Source organism: Streptomyces sp. NPDC024555, from assembly GCF_055559335.1.
On the sequence record NZ_JBVHKV010000017.1, the window covers coordinates 106,050 to 121,651 of the forward strand.

At 73.6% G+C, this 15,602-nt stretch carries 17 protein-coding genes; 11 read left to right on the forward strand and 6 right to left on the reverse strand.

Annotation, left to right across the window (positions count from 1 at the left end):
• Genes ACZ4FH_RS27390 through ACZ4FH_RS27405 form a run of 4 tightly spaced genes read left to right on the forward strand, consistent with a single transcriptional unit; the run spans nucleotide 1 to nucleotide 2,543 of the window.
• On the forward strand, nucleotides 1-216 hold the full coding sequence (locus ACZ4FH_RS27390; RefSeq protein ID WP_467308129.1) for an MbtH family protein: 216 nt from the start codon (nucleotides 1-3) through the stop codon (nucleotides 214-216).
• Complete coding sequence (locus ACZ4FH_RS27395) at nucleotides 213-1,460, forward strand: cytochrome P450 (protein ID WP_467308130.1); 1,248 nt, start codon at nucleotides 213-215, stop codon at nucleotides 1,458-1,460. Before ACZ4FH_RS27390 ends, ACZ4FH_RS27395 begins: the two co-directional genes overlap by 4 nt.
• Before the next feature lie 52 nt (nucleotides 1,461-1,512).
• Complete coding sequence (locus tag ACZ4FH_RS27400) at nucleotides 1,513-2,307, forward strand: SRPBCC family protein (RefSeq protein ID WP_467308132.1); 795 nt, start codon at nucleotides 1,513-1,515, stop codon at nucleotides 2,305-2,307.
• Nucleotides 2,304-2,543, forward strand: coding sequence for a hypothetical protein (locus tag ACZ4FH_RS27405; RefSeq protein ID WP_467308133.1), 240 nt, complete (start codon nucleotides 2,304-2,306; stop codon nucleotides 2,541-2,543). Before ACZ4FH_RS27400 ends, ACZ4FH_RS27405 begins: the two co-directional genes overlap by 4 nt.
• Nucleotides 2,544-2,615: 72 nt before the next feature.
• Here the strand turns inward: ACZ4FH_RS27405 and ACZ4FH_RS27410 are convergent, their stop codons facing one another.
• The gene (locus tag ACZ4FH_RS27410; protein WP_467308135.1) at nucleotides 2,616-4,238 is read right to left on the reverse strand and encodes an MFS transporter; all 1,623 of its coding nucleotides are present in this window, start codon (nucleotides 4,236-4,238) and stop codon (nucleotides 2,616-2,618) included.
• A gap of 413 nt (nucleotides 4,239-4,651) precedes the next feature.
• On the reverse strand, nucleotides 4,652-5,428 hold the full coding sequence (locus ACZ4FH_RS27415; protein ID WP_467308136.1) for an IclR family transcriptional regulator: 777 nt from the start codon (nucleotides 5,426-5,428) through the stop codon (nucleotides 4,652-4,654).
• A 293-nt stretch (nucleotides 5,429-5,721) separates the two neighbouring features.
• Here ACZ4FH_RS27415 and ACZ4FH_RS27420 point away from each other — a divergent pair, with 293 nt between their 5' ends.
• The 3 genes from ACZ4FH_RS27420 (at nucleotide 5,722) to ACZ4FH_RS27430 (ending at nucleotide 7,803) form a co-directional block, all read left to right on the forward strand.
• Nucleotides 5,722-6,414 carry a 3-oxoacid CoA-transferase subunit A gene (locus ACZ4FH_RS27420; protein ID WP_467308137.1) on the forward strand — a complete coding sequence of 231 codons (693 nt, stop codon included), beginning with the start codon at nucleotides 5,722-5,724 and terminating at the stop codon, nucleotides 6,412-6,414.
• Complete coding sequence (locus tag ACZ4FH_RS27425) at nucleotides 6,414-7,088, forward strand: 3-oxoacid CoA-transferase subunit B (protein ID WP_467308139.1); 675 nt, start codon at nucleotides 6,414-6,416, stop codon at nucleotides 7,086-7,088. Before ACZ4FH_RS27420 ends, ACZ4FH_RS27425 begins: the two co-directional genes overlap by 1 nt.
• 106 nt (nucleotides 7,089-7,194) lie before the next feature.
• A complete protein-coding gene (locus tag ACZ4FH_RS27430; RefSeq protein ID WP_467308140.1) occupies nucleotides 7,195-7,803 on the forward strand; it encodes a TetR/AcrR family transcriptional regulator in 609 nt (202 codons plus the stop codon).
• 9 nt (nucleotides 7,804-7,812) lie between these two features.
• Here ACZ4FH_RS27430 and ACZ4FH_RS27435 read toward each other — a convergent pair whose 3' ends face one another.
• From ACZ4FH_RS27435 to ACZ4FH_RS27450, 4 genes are all read right to left on the reverse strand, one after another.
• A complete protein-coding gene (locus ACZ4FH_RS27435; RefSeq protein ID WP_467308142.1) occupies nucleotides 7,813-8,739 on the reverse strand; it encodes a LysR family transcriptional regulator in 927 nt (308 codons plus the stop codon).
• Nucleotides 8,740-8,800: 61 nt separating this feature from the next.
• Nucleotides 8,801-9,952 carry an NAD(P)/FAD-dependent oxidoreductase gene (locus ACZ4FH_RS27440; protein WP_467308144.1) on the reverse strand — a complete coding sequence of 384 codons (1,152 nt, stop codon included), beginning with the start codon at nucleotides 9,950-9,952 and terminating at the stop codon, nucleotides 8,801-8,803.
• A complete protein-coding gene (locus ACZ4FH_RS27445) occupies nucleotides 9,949-10,137 on the reverse strand; it encodes a ferredoxin (protein ID WP_467308145.1) in 189 nt (62 codons plus the stop codon). The genes ACZ4FH_RS27440 and ACZ4FH_RS27445 overlap by 4 nt, the downstream gene beginning before the upstream one ends.
• Nucleotides 10,134-11,306, reverse strand: a complete 1,173-nt coding sequence (locus ACZ4FH_RS27450) for a cytochrome P450 (RefSeq protein WP_467308146.1) — start codon at nucleotides 11,304-11,306, stop codon at nucleotides 10,134-10,136. Before ACZ4FH_RS27450 ends, ACZ4FH_RS27445 begins: the two co-directional genes overlap by 4 nt.
• Nucleotides 11,307-11,522: 216 nt before the next feature.
• Between ACZ4FH_RS27450 and ACZ4FH_RS27455 the strand changes: the two genes are divergently transcribed.
• Genes ACZ4FH_RS27455 through ACZ4FH_RS27470 form a run of 4 tightly spaced genes read left to right on the forward strand, consistent with a single transcriptional unit; the run spans nucleotide 11,523 to nucleotide 15,562 of the window.
• A complete protein-coding gene (locus ACZ4FH_RS27455; protein WP_467308147.1) occupies nucleotides 11,523-12,497 on the forward strand; it encodes a phosphotriesterase family protein in 975 nt (324 codons plus the stop codon).
• A 50-nt stretch (nucleotides 12,498-12,547) separates the two neighbouring features.
• Nucleotides 12,548-13,507 carry a phosphotriesterase family protein gene (locus tag ACZ4FH_RS27460; protein WP_467308149.1) on the forward strand — a complete coding sequence of 320 codons (960 nt, stop codon included), beginning with the start codon at nucleotides 12,548-12,550 and terminating at the stop codon, nucleotides 13,505-13,507.
• A gap of 11 nt (nucleotides 13,508-13,518) precedes the next feature.
• Nucleotides 13,519-14,634, forward strand: a complete 1,116-nt coding sequence (locus tag ACZ4FH_RS27465) for an FAD-dependent oxidoreductase (protein ID WP_467308150.1) — start codon at nucleotides 13,519-13,521, stop codon at nucleotides 14,632-14,634.
• A 4-nt stretch (nucleotides 14,635-14,638) separates the two neighbouring features.
• A complete protein-coding gene (locus tag ACZ4FH_RS27470) occupies nucleotides 14,639-15,562 on the forward strand; it encodes an alpha/beta hydrolase (RefSeq protein ID WP_467308152.1) in 924 nt (307 codons plus the stop codon).
• Nucleotides 15,563-15,602: the final 40 nt, after the last annotated feature.

A 15,602-nucleotide genomic window follows, 5' to 3' on the forward strand; every position in this document is an offset into this window, starting at 1 on the left:
ATGACCAACCCCTTCGACGACCAGGACGGCACCTTCCTCGTGCTCGTCAACGACGAGAACCAGCACTCGCTCTGGCCGCAGTTCGCGGACGTCCCGGCCGGCTGGACCGTCGTCCACGGACCCGGCACCCACGCCGCCTGCCTCGCCCACATCGAGGAGTCCTGGACCGACATGCGGCCCCGGAGCCTCGCCGAGGCGATGGACGCCCAGCGGTGACCACCACCGACACGCCGGCCGGGGCCCGCGCCACCGCGGGCCCCGCCGGCCCCGGCGATCTCGCCGCGGCCCTGCTCACCCCCGGGGCCCGCCGCGACCCCTACCCGCTCTACGCCCGCATGCGCCGCGAGGACCCGGTCCACCGCAGCGCCCAGGGCATCTGGTACCTCACCCGGCACGCCGATGTGGAGCGTGCCCTGGGCGATCTGCGGCTCTCCAACGACCGCGACAGGATGACCCGCGCGTACGAAGCGCTGGGCGGCGACCTCAAGGAGTTCAGCCGGCTCACCGACCGGCTCGGCCGGGTGATGAGCAACACCGACCCGCCCGACCACGCCCGGCTGCGCAAACTCGCCAACCGGGCCTTCACCGCCCGCCGCGTCGAGGCCCTGCGCGACGGGGTCCGGCGGATCGTGGACCGACTCGTCGACGAGGCCGTCGCGGCCGGCCCCTCCATGGACCTCGTCGAGGCCGTCGCCTCCCCGCTGCCGATGTCCGTGGTCTGCGAACTCTTCGGCATCCCCGACGAGGACCGGCCCCGCGTCAAGGGCTGGTTCCGCCGCTTCGGCCGGCTCAGCGAGGACATCGACAGGTCCGAGAAGGCGATCACGGAGTACGAGGACTACCTCGCCGGACTCGTCCGGCAGCGCCGCAGGGCCCCCGGCAACGACCTGATCAGCGCCCTGGTCGCCACCCAGGCCCAGGACGACCGGCTCACCGACTCCGAACTGCTCTCCACCTGCTTCGTCCTGATCACCGCCGGGGACGAGACCACCACCCATGTGATCAGCAACGGGATGCTGGCCCTGCTGCGCCACCCGGACCAGCTCGCCCGGCTGCGCGCCGACCCCGGGCTGATCCGGGGCGCCGTCGACGAACTGATCCGCTACGACACGGTGACCCAGGCCATCGTCCGGGTCGTCGCCGAGGACATGGAGATCGGCGGACGGACCCTGCGCGAGGGCGAGCTGGTCTATCTGGTCCTCGGTGCGACCAACCGCGACCCGGAGTGCTTCGAGGACCCCGACCGGCTCGACCTGACCCGGCCCGGCCACCGCCAGCTGAGCTTCGGCCACGGCCCGCACTTCTGCCTCGGCGCCCCGCTCGCCCGGCTCCAGGCCGAGACCGCCCTCGGCACGCTGGTACGCCGGCTGCCCCGGCTCCGACTCGCCGAAGGGGCGGAGCCGGAGTGGCGGGACAACCCGCTGCAACGGCGGCTCACCGCCCTCCCGCTGTCCTACTGACCCCACGGCCGCCGCTCCGCCGGCGGCGAGACGACGAGAAGGAGAACCGACCATGGCCCGAGAGTTCCAGGTCCGCCGGGAGCAGCGGCTGCCCGCCCCGCCCGACCAGGTCTGGGAAGCGGTCGCCACCGGCCCCGGCAACCTCGGCTGGCTCTACCCGATGGAGATCGAGCCCCGTGTCGGCGGCCGGGTCACCCGGGGCGACGCCACCGTGCTGGCCTGGGAGCCGCCGCGCCACCTCGCCGTGAAGGCGACCCAGGAAGGCGGCTTCTCCAATACGCTCACCTACCGCGTGGAACCGGCCGACGACGGCACGAGCCATCTGCGCATGGGTATCCACTGGGTGCACACGGGCGTCGTGGACGAGGCCTGGCAGTGGGACGCCAAGACGGACGTCGCCGAGAAGTACGTCGACTTCCACCAGCACGCCCTGGCCGAATACCTCAGGCACTTCGCCGGCCGGCGCGCCGTCTACGTCCGCGCCCAGTGCCCCGAACCCACTGCCGATCCGGCGGACTTCGCCGCACTGCGCCGGCGCCTGGGCGTGCCGGACGGAGCCGTGGCGGGAGACCGCTTCCCGCTCCTGGCCCCCGGACCGGGGAACGGGCCGGTCGAGGCGGTCGTGGACTGGACCGGACCCGATTTCCTCGGGCTGCGCGGCCCGGACGCCCTGTACCGCTTCTTCAACGGCAGCAGCTGGAACGTACCGATCTGGCTGGGCCACCACCTGTTCGCCGAGGACGCCGACGAGGAGCGGGCGACCGGGGAGTGGACCGCGTGGCTCCACGACACCCTCGGCCGGGCGGTCCCGGCCCGTGCCGGAGCGGAAGGCGGGGGACGGCCGTGACGGAGACCCTGAGCGAGGCCGAGGCGTACGCCGATGCGGACGCCCCGGCCGGGAGACTGCGCTACGCCGCCGAACTCGTCGAGGAGAACGGCGGGTTCACGCTCGTCCTCCAGGACGTGGACCGGGGCACCGTCCAGACGACACCGGTGCCCCGGTCCATGGTCGACAGGCTGCCGGTCTTCTTCGCGGCCCTCAAGGCCAAGTGCGATCCGGGGGAGCGGCGCCGCCGCCGCTGAACGGCGTCCGAGGGCGTTCCCGCACCGGGCCCGGCACCGCGCACGCGGTGGGCCGGACCCGGTGCCGGACCGTCACGCCGCGGCAGGCGCGGGGGCGGCGGCGGCCGGCTCCCCGTCCGTCGCGCCGGACACGGGACGGTGCTTGAGGCCGATCATCCCGACGAACGTCAGGACCGCGGCCACCGCGGCCGCCGTACCGCAGATGAGGAACGCGGTGGTGAAGCCGTGGCCCAGGGCGTCGAGGGCGAGGCCGTGCGCCGCCGAACCGGGGGTGCCCGGCGGCAGACTGTTCACGGCGATCGGCCCGCCCTCGGCGGCGATCCCGCGCGCCGCGCCGAGCTGTTCGGCGGGCAGGTCCGCCCCGCTCAGCTTCGAGGTGAACGCGGATCCGGCCTTGCTCAGGGCGACCGCGCCGACCACCACGGGGCCGAGCGCGAAGCCCAGGTCGCGGAGCATGTTGGTGGTCGCGCTCGCCATGCCCGCCAGCTTCGGCTCCACGCTGTCCAGGGCCACCGCCGTCACGGAGCTGACGCAGAGCGCGAAGCCGATGCCGATCAGCAGGTCCGGCACGATGAACGCGGTCAGGCCGGGGTCCGTCACATCGAGGCCGGTGCACAGGAAGCAGCCGACGGACATCAGGACGAAGCCCGAGGTCAGCAGCCAGGTCGGGGCCACCCGGTGGAGCAGCCGCGAGACGACGGGGATCAGCACGAACGCGGGCCCCTGGAGCAGCAGGAAGGGGATCGCGACGCGCAGCGGGTCCTGGTGCTGGACCGGGCCGAGCCACATGCTGGTCGCGAAGCAGGCGCCGAGGAAGGCGAGCATGCCGATCACGGCGACCAGCGACGAGACCGTGAAGGCCCGGTTGCGGAACAGGCTCAGATCGAAGATCGGCGAGCTCGCGCCCACCTCGACCAGGACGAAGCCCGCGAGGAAGACCAGCCCGATCATCCCGGACAGCAGGACGGGCAGGGTCGTCCAGCCGGACTCGGGGCCCTCGACGGCCGCGTACAGCACCAGGATCAGACCGATGGCGAAGGTGATCTGGCCCGGTATGTCCAGCGAACGCCCCTCCGGGGAGCGTGATTCGGTGGTCAGGACGAGCGTGAGCGCCATGCTCACCGCCGCGAGGCCCACGAGGACCCAGAAGGAGCCGCGCCAGGAGCCGACCTCGGCGAACATCCCGCCGAGCAGCGGTGAGAGGGCCGCGCCCGCCGACAGGAAGCCGGTCCACAGCGCGACGGCCTGGGCCCGCTCCCGGGCGGTACGGGTGACCGAGACGAGCATGGTGAGCGAGCCGGGGAACAGCGCGCCGGCGCCGAGGCCGTTGAGCGCGGCGCCCACCCACAGGACCTGCACGGTCGGCGCCAGGGCGGCCACGGAGCTGCCGACGGCGACGAGGGCGGCGCCGGCCGCGACGAGCCGCTTGCGGCCGTAGCGGTCGCCGAGCACGCCGAAGGTGAACTCGAAGCACACCACGGCGATCATGAAGGCCGAGGTGATCCAGGTCAGTTGGGAGCCGTGGGTGTTCAGGTCCTCCTGGAAGAGGCCGTTGAGCGAGGCCGGCAGCGCGTTGGCGACCTGCGCCACGAACACCGCACAGCTGGTGGCAGCCAGCGTTCCCGCGTAGCCCGGCCTCCGGGCGGCCCCCGCGGTTGGGCCGGGGGACGCCGTCGTCCCGTTGTTGAGCGTCATTGCTTTTTCTCCCTGGCTGGGAAGAGGTGAGTGCCCCGCCACCGGGCGGGACGGGCTCCGGCCGACGGCCGGAGCGAGGGGAGGGGGGAGGGGAGCGTCGCGCGTCGCTCGTCGTGCGCGCCCGGTGCCGTGCTCGTGGTCGAGGGGGTGGAGCCACGGCTCGGATCCGGCGCGGTGTCGTGGAGAATGACACTTCGCAATACACTGTGTCAATGAAATGTTCGTGGCATGTGGTGAATAGTCTCGACGTCAGGGCGTCGGGCGGTGCGGTCGTACGCACGGCGGCCGTACGCATGGCGGCCCGCAGCGCGGCGGCCCCGAGAACAGCGGCCGCGCGCACGGCGCCCCCGCTGCCGACGGCCCCGCGGTCGGCAGCCGTACGCCCGGCGCTCCCGGGCTCCCCGCGTCGCGGATCACTCCGCCGAGCGCAGATCCGCCTCCATCGCGCGCGCCGCCGCGCCGAGCGTCGCGACCAGCGACGGAAGGTCGTGCGCGTCGTAGCGCACGCTGGGCAGCGAGACCGACAGGCCCGCCTGCGGGGTGCCGTCCGCGCCGTGCACCGGGACGCCCACGGCGACCAGCCCGCGCTCGGACCGCTCCTGGTTCACCGCGAAGCCGGTGCGCGCGACGCGCCGCAGCTCGGGACGGAGCCGCGCCAGATCCGGCCGGTCCGCCGGGCGGTCGCGGTAGCGGCCCTCCGCGTACAGCTCCGCCAGCTCGTCGTCGTCCAGGGCGGCGAGCAGCAGCAGCCCGGCCGTCGTGCGGTGGGCGGCGAACACCATGCCCTCGCGCGAGCCCACCCGCAGCGCCTGCCCGCTCTCCACGCTGGCGATGAAACGGGTCGTGTCCCCGGTCCGGATCGTCAGGTTCGCCGTCTCGTCCAGCAGGCTCACCAGCCGGTGCAGATGGGGCAGCGCCGCCGCGCGCAGCCGGGAGACCTGCGACTGCGAGTGCGCCGCCAGCTCCAGGACCGGGCCCGCCCGGTAGACCCGGCTCTCGTCGCGCACCGCGAAGTCCCGGTAGACCAGCATCGCCAGGATCCGGTGGGCGGTGGACCGGGCCACTCCCAGCCGTTCGGCGATCTGCGAGACGGTCGCGGCGCCCTCCAGCTGGAGCATCGTCGCGGCCCTGAGTGCGTGGTCGACGCTCGCGATGGGGTACGGCGGGGGCGTCTTCAGCGGCTTGTCCACGGGGCCTCCTCGCACCGGACCGGTCCCGGCGGCGGCCCCGGCGGGCCCGCGCACACCCCGGGTGCTCGTTCTGCTCTCCAGAATCTACATGTTCCGCAGAGCGACCCGGCGCAGGCTGGGCCCGCTCCGGCGGGGCGCGCCCGCCCCCGCCCCTCCCACCCCCTCTCCCCGCGATCCGAGGACGACACCATGGCCTTCGCCACCCCTCCCGCCGACGACGGCCCCGATCCGGGCACCGGAGGCCGCGCCCCGGCCCGTTCCGGGGAGCCGGCCGCGCACGAGGAGGTCCCGGCATGATCACGACCATCGCCGCGAGCACCGACGAGGCCGTGGCCGGCGTCCGGGACGGTGCCACGGTCCTGGTGGGCGGATTCGGTCTGGCCGGCATGCCGTTCGACCTCATCGACGCCCTGATCCGGCAGGGTGCCCGCGATCTGACCGTGGTCTCCAACAACGCCGGGAACGGTGAGGTGGGACTGGCCGCGCTGCTCGCGGCCGGCCGGGTCCGCAGGATCGTCTGCTCCTTCCCCCGGCAGAGCGACTCCCATGTCTTCGACGGGCTCTACCGGGCCGGACGGGTCGAGCTGGAGGTCGTCCCGCAGGGGACCCTCGCCGAACGGATACGGGCCGGGGGCGCCGGGATCGGTGCCTTCTACTGCCCGGTCGGCGCCGGCACCCCGCTGGCGGAGGGCAAGGAGACCCGGGAGCTCGACGGACGCGTCCATGTCCTCGAACACCCGATCAAGGGCGATGTGGCGCTCATCCAGGCACACCGCGCCGACACCCTGGGCAACCTCGTCTACCGCAGGACCGCCCGCAACTTCGGCCCGGTCATGGCGACCGCCGCCACCACGGTCGTGGTCCAGGTCGCCGAGATCGTGCCCGCCGGGGCCATCGATCCCGAGACCGTGGTCACACCCGGCATCCACGTCGACCGACTCGTCCGTGCCGAACCCCGGCACCTGACCGTGCGGGGAGCCCGCTGATGACGGCCACGACCACCACGACGACGCCCTTCGAGCACGCGGACCGGGGACCGCTCACCACCGACGAACTCGCCGCCCGGATCGCCCGGGACATCGCGCCCGGCTCGTACGTCAACCTCGGCATCGGGCAGCCGACCCGGATCGCCGAACACCTCCCGCCGGAGGCGGGCATCGTGCTGCACACCGAGAACGGCATGCTCGGCATGGGCCCCGCCGCGACCGGCGACGACATCGACCCGGACCTCACCAACGCCGGGAAGGTCCCGGTCACCGAACGGCCCGGAGCGGCCTACTTCCACCACGCCGACTCCTTCGCGATGATGCGCGGCGGCCATCTCGACGTCTGTGTCCTCGGTGCCTTCGAGGTCTCCGCCCGCGGCGACCTCGCCAACTGGCACACCGGCGACCCCGACGCGATTCCGGCCGTCGGCGGCGCCATGGACCTCGCCGTCGGCGCCCGGGAGGTCCTGGTGATGATGCGGCTGTTCACCCGCGAGGGCGCGCCCAAGCTCGTCCCCGCCTGCACCTGCCCGCTCACCGGCGCCCGCTGCGTCGGCCGCGTCTACACCGACCACGGCGTCTTCGAGCCCGGCCCGGACGGCGTCAGGGTTCTGGAGACGTACGGCATCACGCTCGCCGGCCTGCGCGAACGGCTGGACATCGACCTGGTGTGACCCGGCCGCGGCCCGTCGCCGTGCGCGGTGTCAGGAGAGACGACGCCCTGTGTGCGGGGCATCCGGCGCGTGCGGCCGGCGGGGGCCGGCGCGTTAGGATCCGTGCATGGCGAACCTTCGTGAGGCACAGAAGCGGATGACCCGCAGGCTGCTGCTGGAATCGGGCCTCGAACTGTTCAAGACGAAGGGGTACGCCGTCACCACGGTCGACGACATCGCGACCGCGGCGGGCACCACGCGTGCCACGTTCTACGCCTATTTCTCCTCCCGCAGCGAGCTGATGCAGGCGCTCATCGACGAACAGCTCAACGAGGCGCTCCAGCGCGTCGGTTCGCCCGAGCACGGCTCCACCGCGCTCGGACTGGTGGCCACCGTCGCCGACGGGTCCCCGGAGGCGATCGCCGCCTGGCTCGGCCGGACCGCCGACAGCTGGCCGGCGATCCGCCCCATCATCCGCATCGGCCGGGACGCGGCGGTCGTCGACCCCGACCTCACCGACCTCGTGGAGCGCTGGCTGGAGGAGGCCATCAGCGACATCGAGGACGGGCTGACGGAGGCCGGCCGGCTGGAGCCGCACCAGCGGCACTTCCGGGGCGTCCTGGCCATGGCCCAGCTCGACTTCGTCGCCCAGCACTGGGACCGTGCCGACTGGAAGCTCACCCGGGAACAGATGCTCGGCGAACTCACCGCCAGCTGGGCCGCCCTGCTGAACTGAGCGCCCCGCTCACAGCCCCGCGGCGGCGTCCAGCAGCACGGTCCGCAGCCACGCGGTGAACGGCCGGTCGCCGAGCCGGGGGTTCCAGACCAGATCGATCCCCAGCCCCGGCACCGGGAACGGGAACTCCTCGATCCGCAGCTCCGTGAGCGCCCCCGTCGCGGCGGCCACCTGGAACCGCAGCAGCGCGACGCTTCCGCCCGAGCGGGCGACCAGGAACGGCACCAGCAGGAAATCGGAGACCAACTGCCCGACGCGGTAGGGGATTCCGCGCTCCTCCAGCAACGCGTAGGGGAAGACCCGCCGTTCGGTGTCCACGACGATGTGCCGCAGGGTGGTCAGCAGATCGAGGGCGCTCGCCTCCGGCGGCGCGTCCGGCGAGGCCACCACCACACAGCGGTCGTGGTACAGCCGCTCGCGCGGGTACGGCGAGAAGTGCCCCTCGGAGACCAGCACGACATCGACCCCGCGATCGGTGTACGTGGCCTCGGTCGGCACCGTGATCGTGCGCACCCGCAGGGTGGCGTGCGGGGCCCGTTCGGCGACGATCCGGGCCAGCCGGGGGCCGATGACGAACGCCGTGCTGTTCGTCATCGCGACCGTGATCACCCGCCGGTCCGTCGCCGGGTCGAAGGACGGGAAGTCGACGATGCGGGCCGTCTGTTCCAGCGCGGCGCGCAGCGGTGCGATCAGCTCCAGGGCGCGCGGGGTGGGCGTGAGCCCCGACCCCTGCCGTACGACGAGATCGTCCCCGAGCAGCCGCCGCATCCGGGTCAGCGCATGGCTCATCGCGGGCTGCGACAGCCCCACGCGCTCGGCCGCCCGGGTCACCGAGCCCTCCTCCAGGAGGGCGAGGAGCGGGACCAGCAGATTGAGATTGACCGAGGCCAGCCGGTCCAGCCCCGTGCCGCGCTCCCCGCCCGTGCCGTCGTTCATGCGGCCCACCCTACGGAGCCGCCCGTGCGCACGGACCCGGCCGCCCGCACGGGCGCGCCGCTCAGAGGCCGGTTCCGGCCGCCAGCCGGCGCAGCCGGGGCACCGGGATCCGGTGGTTGAGCGCCACGGCGGTCCCGGCCCCACCGGCACCGGCCCAGCGCAGCAGCGCCGGTCCGCCGCCCGGCCCGCCCTCGGCGTACTCCGGCTCGCCGTCCCGGGGCAGCGGCCCGGCCGCCTTCAGACGCAGCCCGAACTGCTCCGTCCAGAAGTACGGCCGGACCGCGAGCGGGGGCGCGCCGGCGCCCCGGAGGAGGGCCCGCGCACCGGCCGCGGCCTGGTCGATCGCGCTGCCCCACAGGGGGAGCCGCCGCGGACCGTGCGGGGTGGGGAGCGCCGCGAGGTCGCCGGCGGCGGCGATCTCCGGGCGGACGAGCCCGCGGGTGTCGACCGGCACGGCGCCCCGCGCGGTGAGCGGCAGCCCGCTGCCCGCGAGCCATTCCGTACGGGGCACGTCACCGACGGCCGAGACCAGGAGGTCCGCCTCCAGGACCGTGCCGTCGGTGAGCACGGCCCGGGGCGCGTCGTCGGCGCCCTCGACGCGCAGGGCTTTGCCCTCCCGGAGGGTGAGGCCCCGCTCCCGCGCGGCCGAGGCCAGCACCCCGGCGAGATGGGGGCCGAGCCGGGCGGCCAGCGGCGGCCCGTCCGAGACGAGCGTGACGCGGCAGCCGGACGCCAGGCACCCGGACGCGATCTCCATCCCGAGCGGGCCGCCGCCCACCACCAGGACCGACGGCCGCCGCGCCAGCAGCGCGCGCAGCGCCAGGGCGTCGTCGAGCCCCCGCAGCGTCCGCTCCCCGGGGTGGCCGGACAGCCGCCGGGCCCGTGACCCGGTGGCCAGGACGAGCCGGTCGTACGGCAGGAGGGTGCCGTCGTCGAGCGTGACGGTCCGCCGGGCCGGGTCCAGTCCCGTGGCCCGGACGCCCAGGAGTTCGGTCGCCCCGTGGGCGGGCGGCGGGAGGGTGTGCGAGGCCGAGTCGGCGTGGTCGAGCAGCAGTGCCTTGGAGAGCGCGGGGCGGCTGTACGCCGGATGCGGTTCGTCGCCGACGATCGTCAGCTCGCCGTCGAAGCCCTCCGCGCGCAGGGTGTCGGCGGCGGTGAGCCCGGCGATGCCGTTGCCGACGATCACGGCACGGCCCGGGGCAGGGCCGCTCACGCGAGCCTCAGCGCCGCGACCGGGCAGACCCGCACGGCGGCCCGTGCCGCGGCGGCGTCGGCCTCGTCGGAGGGTTCGCGGTCCAGGACGGGGACGCCGTCGTCGTCCAGGTGCATCAGGCCGGGCGCGGCCTCCTCGCACAGGCCGTGGCCCTCGCAGCGGGGCCGGTCGAGAACGATTCTCATACGGGGGTCACCTCCAGGACGGGGAGCTTGTCGATGCTCCGGGTGATGTTGCCGGGCACCCGCACCTCGGGTCCGGTGACGATGCGGGAGACGCGCCGGGCCAGCGCGCCGATCACGGCGTGCGCCTCCAGCCGGGCGAGCCCCTGCCCGGCGCAGCCGTGCGGGCCGTAGCCGAACGCGAGGTGGTCGGCCGGATTGCGGCGGACCAGGAAGGTGTCCGGGTCCTCGAAGTGGCGGGGGTCGCGGTTCCCGGAGCCGAGGAGGACCGCGATCCGGGAGCCGGCCGGGACGAGCGCCCCGTCGATCACGACGTCCCGGGTGGCGCGGCGGCCCCAGGCGTTGACGGGCGCCCAGTAGCGCAGCACCTCGTGGAACGCGGCGGGGATCAGCGAGGGGTCCTCGCGGACCAGGGCCAGCTGGTCGGGATGGGCGGCGAACAGCGCGACGACGTTGCCGATCGCGGCCACGGTGGTGTCGACGCCGGCGCCGAGGTACTGGTGGATGATCGCGCCCGCGGTGCCCGGCGCGATCGCGCCGCGGGCCTCGGCCTCGAAGATGCCGCGTCCGACGGACCCCTCGGCGAGGTCGCCGGCCCGGACCCGCGCGCACCAGGCGTAGAGCTCTCCGGCGACCGGGAAGCTCTCGGCGGTGCGCCGGTTCATCGGGCCGATGACCTGCATGGCGGCCTGTCCCCAGCGCAGCATGTTGGCGCGGGCCTCGCCGGTGAAGCCGATCAGGTCGGCGACCACCTCCAGGGGGAGGACGCGGGCCAGGGCGTCGATCGCCTCGAAGCGGCCCCCGGCGACGAGTTCGGCGACCAGGGCGTCGGCCTTGGCCTCGACGCCGCCCTTGAGCCCGCGCAGCGCCCGGGGCGAGAGGTTCTCGGTGAGCGTCGCCCGCAGCCGGGTGTGGTCCGGGGGATCGGAGGCGAGCGAGGTGCCGGCCAGGGCCTCGTTGACCGCCGGGTTGAACCCGATCGAGTCCGAGGAGAACGACGGCCAGTCCGCCAGGGCGGCGCGGACGGTGTCGTAGCGCGTCAGCGCGTACAGGTCGTTCTCCGGCAGCCGTACGACGGGGCCCAGCTCGCGGAGCCCGGCATAGACGGGATACGGGTCGAGCAGGACGTCGTCCGCGAAGAGGTCGACGCCGGAGACGGGTGGAGTGGTCATGCGCTCAGTGAAGTGGGCGCCCCGGCATCCATCAAATGAATGATTCGTATACCGGGGCATGCGGCGCATGGATGAAGCGGCGTCTTCGCGCAGCTCAGTGCACTGCCAGGTGATTATTTTTTCCTGGTGTCTGTTTCATTGACGCGATGTAAAGCGAATGGCTACGGTGACTGCCACAAGGTGCGACGCACCCCACCCGTACTTGTGAGGGCAGGCATGAGCCTCAAGACCAACACCGTCAACACCGTCCTGGGACCGGTGGCCGCCGAGGAGCTGGGCGTCGTCGCGGTCCACGAGGCACTGCTGTCGGTGGTGCCGGGCGCGGAGCACGCCTTCGACATCACGATCGACCGCGCCGAGGTCTTCGAGACCCTGGCCGCCGCACTCACGGACTTCCGGGAACACGGCGGCGGCACCGTCGTCGACAGCACCGGCATGTTCCACGGCCGGGACCTCCCTCTCTACGAGGCCCTGTCCCGGACCACCGGCGTCCACCTCGTCGCGTCCACCGGACAGGGGCCCGAGGAGATGCTCGGGGGCTACTTCCTCACCCCGCAGACCAACCCCCCGACCCCCTGGCCCGCCGAGAAGTTCGCGGCCCTGTTCACCGCCGAGATCACCGAGGGCATGGTCGTGCCCCGCGTCGAGCGGCGCGCCGCCGCCGGGCTCGTCGCCACCGCCGCCACCCGCACGGGCGCCACCGCGACCGACGAGAGCCTGCTGCGCGGCGCCGCCCGCACCGCCCTGGCCACCGGCGTCCCGCTCTCCGTCCGCTTCGGCGCCGACGCCCTCCACGACCTCGGCCTCGCCCTCGACGAGGAGCTGCCCGCCGGCCGGATCGCCGTTGCCGGACTCGACCGACGCGACGCCGTCGCCGCCGAAGCCCCCGAGGCGGTCGCCCGCGCGGGCGCCTACGCCGCGTTCGACCACGTCGGCACCGAGGACGACGACCACATCGGCGACGCCGAACGCGCCGCGCTCGTCGCCGCGCTCGTCCGCGACGGACACGGCGACCGCGTCCTGCTGTCGGCCGGTGCCACCGGGGTGGCCAAGGGCCACACCGGCAACGGCCTCCCCTACAGCCAGGTGCTGACCGTGTTCGTCCCGCTCCTGAGGACGCACGGCCTCGGCGAGGAGGACATCCGGCGGATTCTCGTGGACAACCCGCGCGACCTGCTGTCCGTGCGCTGAGCGCGGCTCCGCGTACCCCCGTCACGTCTCTTCGTTCAAAGGTGAGTGCAGTGTCCAGAGTGAACACCGTCCTCGGGACGGTCCCGGCCGAGGAACTCGGCTTCGTGGCCGTCCACGAGCACATCGGCTACGGAATGCCCGGCTCCGAGCTGGACACCCGGTGGTGGAAGACCCCCGAGGAGCGCTACGCCGAGACCGTGCCGAAGCTCCGCGCGTTCCACGAGAACGGCGGCGGCACCTTCGTCGACGCCACCGGCATCTGCAACGGCCGCGACATCGACTACTACAAGTCCCTGTCCGCCAAGACCGGCGTCCACATCGTCGCCTGCACCGGCTTCGTCGGCGGCGACACCGCCCTGCCGCACTTCGCGCGGGCCGATGTGGACTACCTGACACGGCAGTTCGTCCACGAGACCGCCGTCGGCATCGGGAACACCGGAAGCCGCGCCGGAGTCATCAAGGTCGGGGTCAGCCGGGGCGGGCGGATGACCGACCTGGACAAGCGCATCTACCGCGCCGCCGCGCGCGCCGCCCTCACCACCGGCGTTCCCGTTCTCACCCACCTCGCGATCGACGCCGAGAACGCCGTCGCCATCTTCCGCGAGGAGGGACTCCCGCTCCACCGCGTCCTGTTCGGCCACGTCGACGACGGCGTCAACGCCGACAAGACCCGCGACGTGTGGATCGCCGAACAGGGCGGACGCATCGGCTTCGACACCTTCGGCTACGAGACCGAGCTGCCCGACCCGCCCTTCTGGGCCCGCCCCCGCAAGGAACGGCTCGCCCACTTCCTCCGCTTCATCGGCGCCGACCGGAGCCGCCTCACCCAGGTGCTCGCCTCCGCCGACGCCAACTGCTCCCCGCTGGGCTGGCCGGGCGTCAAGGGCCACACCGTCAACTACCTCTTCGAGGACCTCGTCCCCGACCTCCGCGCCGCCGGCCTCGACGAGGCCGCGATCAGGACGCTCTTCGTCGACAACCCGGCCGGCTTCCTCACCCTCCAGAAGTAGAGAGAACCACCATGCAGCTCTCCGACCTCCAGAACCTCAAGATCGCCGTCGTCGGCGCCGGCTACGGCGGGGCCTCCGCGGCCAAGGCCCTCAGCCTCCTCGGCGCCCGGGTCGACGTCTACGAACAGGCCGCCGAGATCCGCGAGGCGGGCGCCGGCATCGGGCTGCGCCCCGCCACCATGAACCGCTTCCGCGAGTGGGGCATCTTCGACGCCATCGCGAAGGTCACCTCCCCGAGCGCCCACTTCGAGATCCTGACGCCCGCCTGCGAACCGATCATGAAGGAGACCTGGCCGCCGGCCGGCGAGCAGATCCACACCCATCTGATCCACCGCGGCGACTTCATCGACGCCCTCCTCGGCGTCCTCCCCGAGGGCATGGTCCACCTCGGCCACAAGCTGGAGAGCATCACGGACAACGGCGACCGCGCCGTCCTCTCCTTCGCCCACGGCGCCCGCGTCGAGGCCGACCTCGTCATCGGCGCCGACGGCATCAGGTCGGTCGTGCGCCGGGAACTCTTCAGCGACGCGGAGCCCGTCTTCTCCGGCGAGCACGCCTACCGCGCCGTCATCTCCCTGGACGACGCCCACGGCATGGTCACCGACGACGACCTGCGGATGTACATCGGCCGGGGCACCAAGATCTACCTGCTGCCGCTGCGCCACCGCGACCAGGTCTCCTTCGACATCACCGCCCTGTGCCCGGACGGCACCTGGGTCCCCGAGGTCACCAAGGACGACCTCCTCGCCACCGTCGAGGGCTTCGACGAGCGGCTGGTCGCCATCACCCGCGAACTCGACATGGCCGGCGTCAACATCCGCGCCGTGTACGACATCGACCCCGTCGACACCTGGCACTCCGACTGCGTGGTCCTGCTCGGCGACGCCGCCCACTCGATGCTCCACCACCAGGGCCAGGGCGCCAACTCCGCCGTCGAGGACGCCGGTGCGCTCGCCGACGCACTGCGCGAGGCCGACTCCGTTCCGCAGGCGCTGGCCCTCTACCAGGCCACCCGCAAGCCCGTCACCGACCGGCTCCAGGCCGTCTCGCGCCAGGGCTGGACCGAGGACGAGATCGACGAGGTCTTCCCCGGCCAGCGCCCCGCGACCGCCGCACCGAAGGACTGAACCCATGGCCCTGCACCCCGAGATCGCCGCGTTCGTGGCCTCCCTGCCGCCCCCGCCCCCGGGCCCGCCCGACCCGGTGGCGATGCGCGCCGCCGACGAGGCCCACGTGGCCCCGCTCGCCGAACGCCTCCCGCTCCACGCCGTCGAGGACCTCACCGCCCGCACCCCGGCCGGCGACGTGCCCGTACGCGTCTACACCCCCGCCCCGGCCGACCGGCACGGCGTCCTCGTCTACTTCCACGGCGGCGCCTTCTTCCTCGGCAGCCTGGAGACGCACGACCACATCGCGCGCTCCCTCGCGAAGGAGACCGGGCTCAAGGTCGTCTCCGCCGGCTACCGGCTCGCCCCCGAGGCCGCCTTCCCGGCCGGGCTCGACGACTGCTACGCCGTGGTCCGCTGGGCCGCGGGGAAGGACGACCCGCTCGGCTGGGACGGCACCACCCTGGCCGTCGCCGGGGACAGTTCGGGCGGCACCTTCGCCGCCGCCGTCGCGGCCCGCGCCCACGACGAGGGCTTCGACCGGATCACCCACCAGATCCTCTACTACCCCTCGCTCGACCTGGACTTCGACCCCGACCGCTACCCCTCGCTCCGCGAGAACGCCGTCGGCTACGGCCTGGAGACCGCCGGACTGAAGCCCTTCAACGCCTTCTACCTCGACAGCGGAGCCGACCCGGCCGACCCCCGCGTCTCGCCGATCCGCCGGGCCGACCTCCGCGGGCTGCCCCGCGCCCTCGTCGTCACCGCCGAGCACGATCCGCTGCGCGACGAGGGCGAACTCTACGGGCGGCGGCTGCGGGAGGCCGGGGTCGACGCGACGGTCAGCCGGTACGGGGGCGCGGGCCACGGCTTCGTCCAGCACTTCTCCCGGATCCCCGCGTACCGGCGCGTCTTCGCCGAGACGCGCGACTTCCTCAGCGCCTCCTGACCGCGGCGGCCCCCTCCGTACGAGTCCGGAAAGAGCAGAC

Excerpts from the sequence above, each read along its gene's own strand:
- ACZ4FH_RS27390 (WP_467308129.1), top strand. The coding sequence starts at position 1 with ATGACCAACCCCTTCGACGACCAGGACGGCACCTTCCTCGTGCTCGTC.
- ACZ4FH_RS27400 (WP_467308132.1), top strand. The coding sequence starts at position 1,513 with ATGGCCCGAGAGTTCCAGGTCCGCCGGGAGCAGCGGCTGCCCGCCCCG.
- ACZ4FH_RS27410 (WP_467308135.1), bottom strand. The coding sequence starts at position 4,238 with ATGACGCTCAACAACGGGACGACGGCGTCCCCCGGCCCAACCGCGGGG.
- ACZ4FH_RS27420 (WP_467308137.1), top strand. The coding sequence starts at position 5,722 with ATGATCACGACCATCGCCGCGAGCACCGACGAGGCCGTGGCCGGCGTC.
- ACZ4FH_RS27425 (WP_467308139.1), top strand. The coding sequence starts at position 6,414 with ATGACGGCCACGACCACCACGACGACGCCCTTCGAGCACGCGGACCGG.
- ACZ4FH_RS27430 (WP_467308140.1), top strand. The coding sequence starts at position 7,195 with ATGGCGAACCTTCGTGAGGCACAGAAGCGGATGACCCGCAGGCTGCTG.
- ACZ4FH_RS27435 (WP_467308142.1), bottom strand. The coding sequence starts at position 8,739 with ATGAACGACGGCACGGGCGGGGAGCGCGGCACGGGGCTGGACCGGCTG.
- ACZ4FH_RS27445 (WP_467308145.1), bottom strand. The coding sequence starts at position 10,137 with ATGAGAATCGTTCTCGACCGGCCCCGCTGCGAGGGCCACGGCCTGTGC.
- ACZ4FH_RS27450 (WP_467308146.1), bottom strand. The coding sequence starts at position 11,306 with ATGACCACTCCACCCGTCTCCGGCGTCGACCTCTTCGCGGACGACGTC.
- ACZ4FH_RS27455 (WP_467308147.1), top strand. The coding sequence starts at position 11,523 with ATGAGCCTCAAGACCAACACCGTCAACACCGTCCTGGGACCGGTGGCC.
- ACZ4FH_RS27465 (WP_467308150.1), top strand. The coding sequence starts at position 13,519 with ATGCAGCTCTCCGACCTCCAGAACCTCAAGATCGCCGTCGTCGGCGCC.
- ACZ4FH_RS27470 (WP_467308152.1), top strand. The coding sequence starts at position 14,639 with ATGGCCCTGCACCCCGAGATCGCCGCGTTCGTGGCCTCCCTGCCGCCC.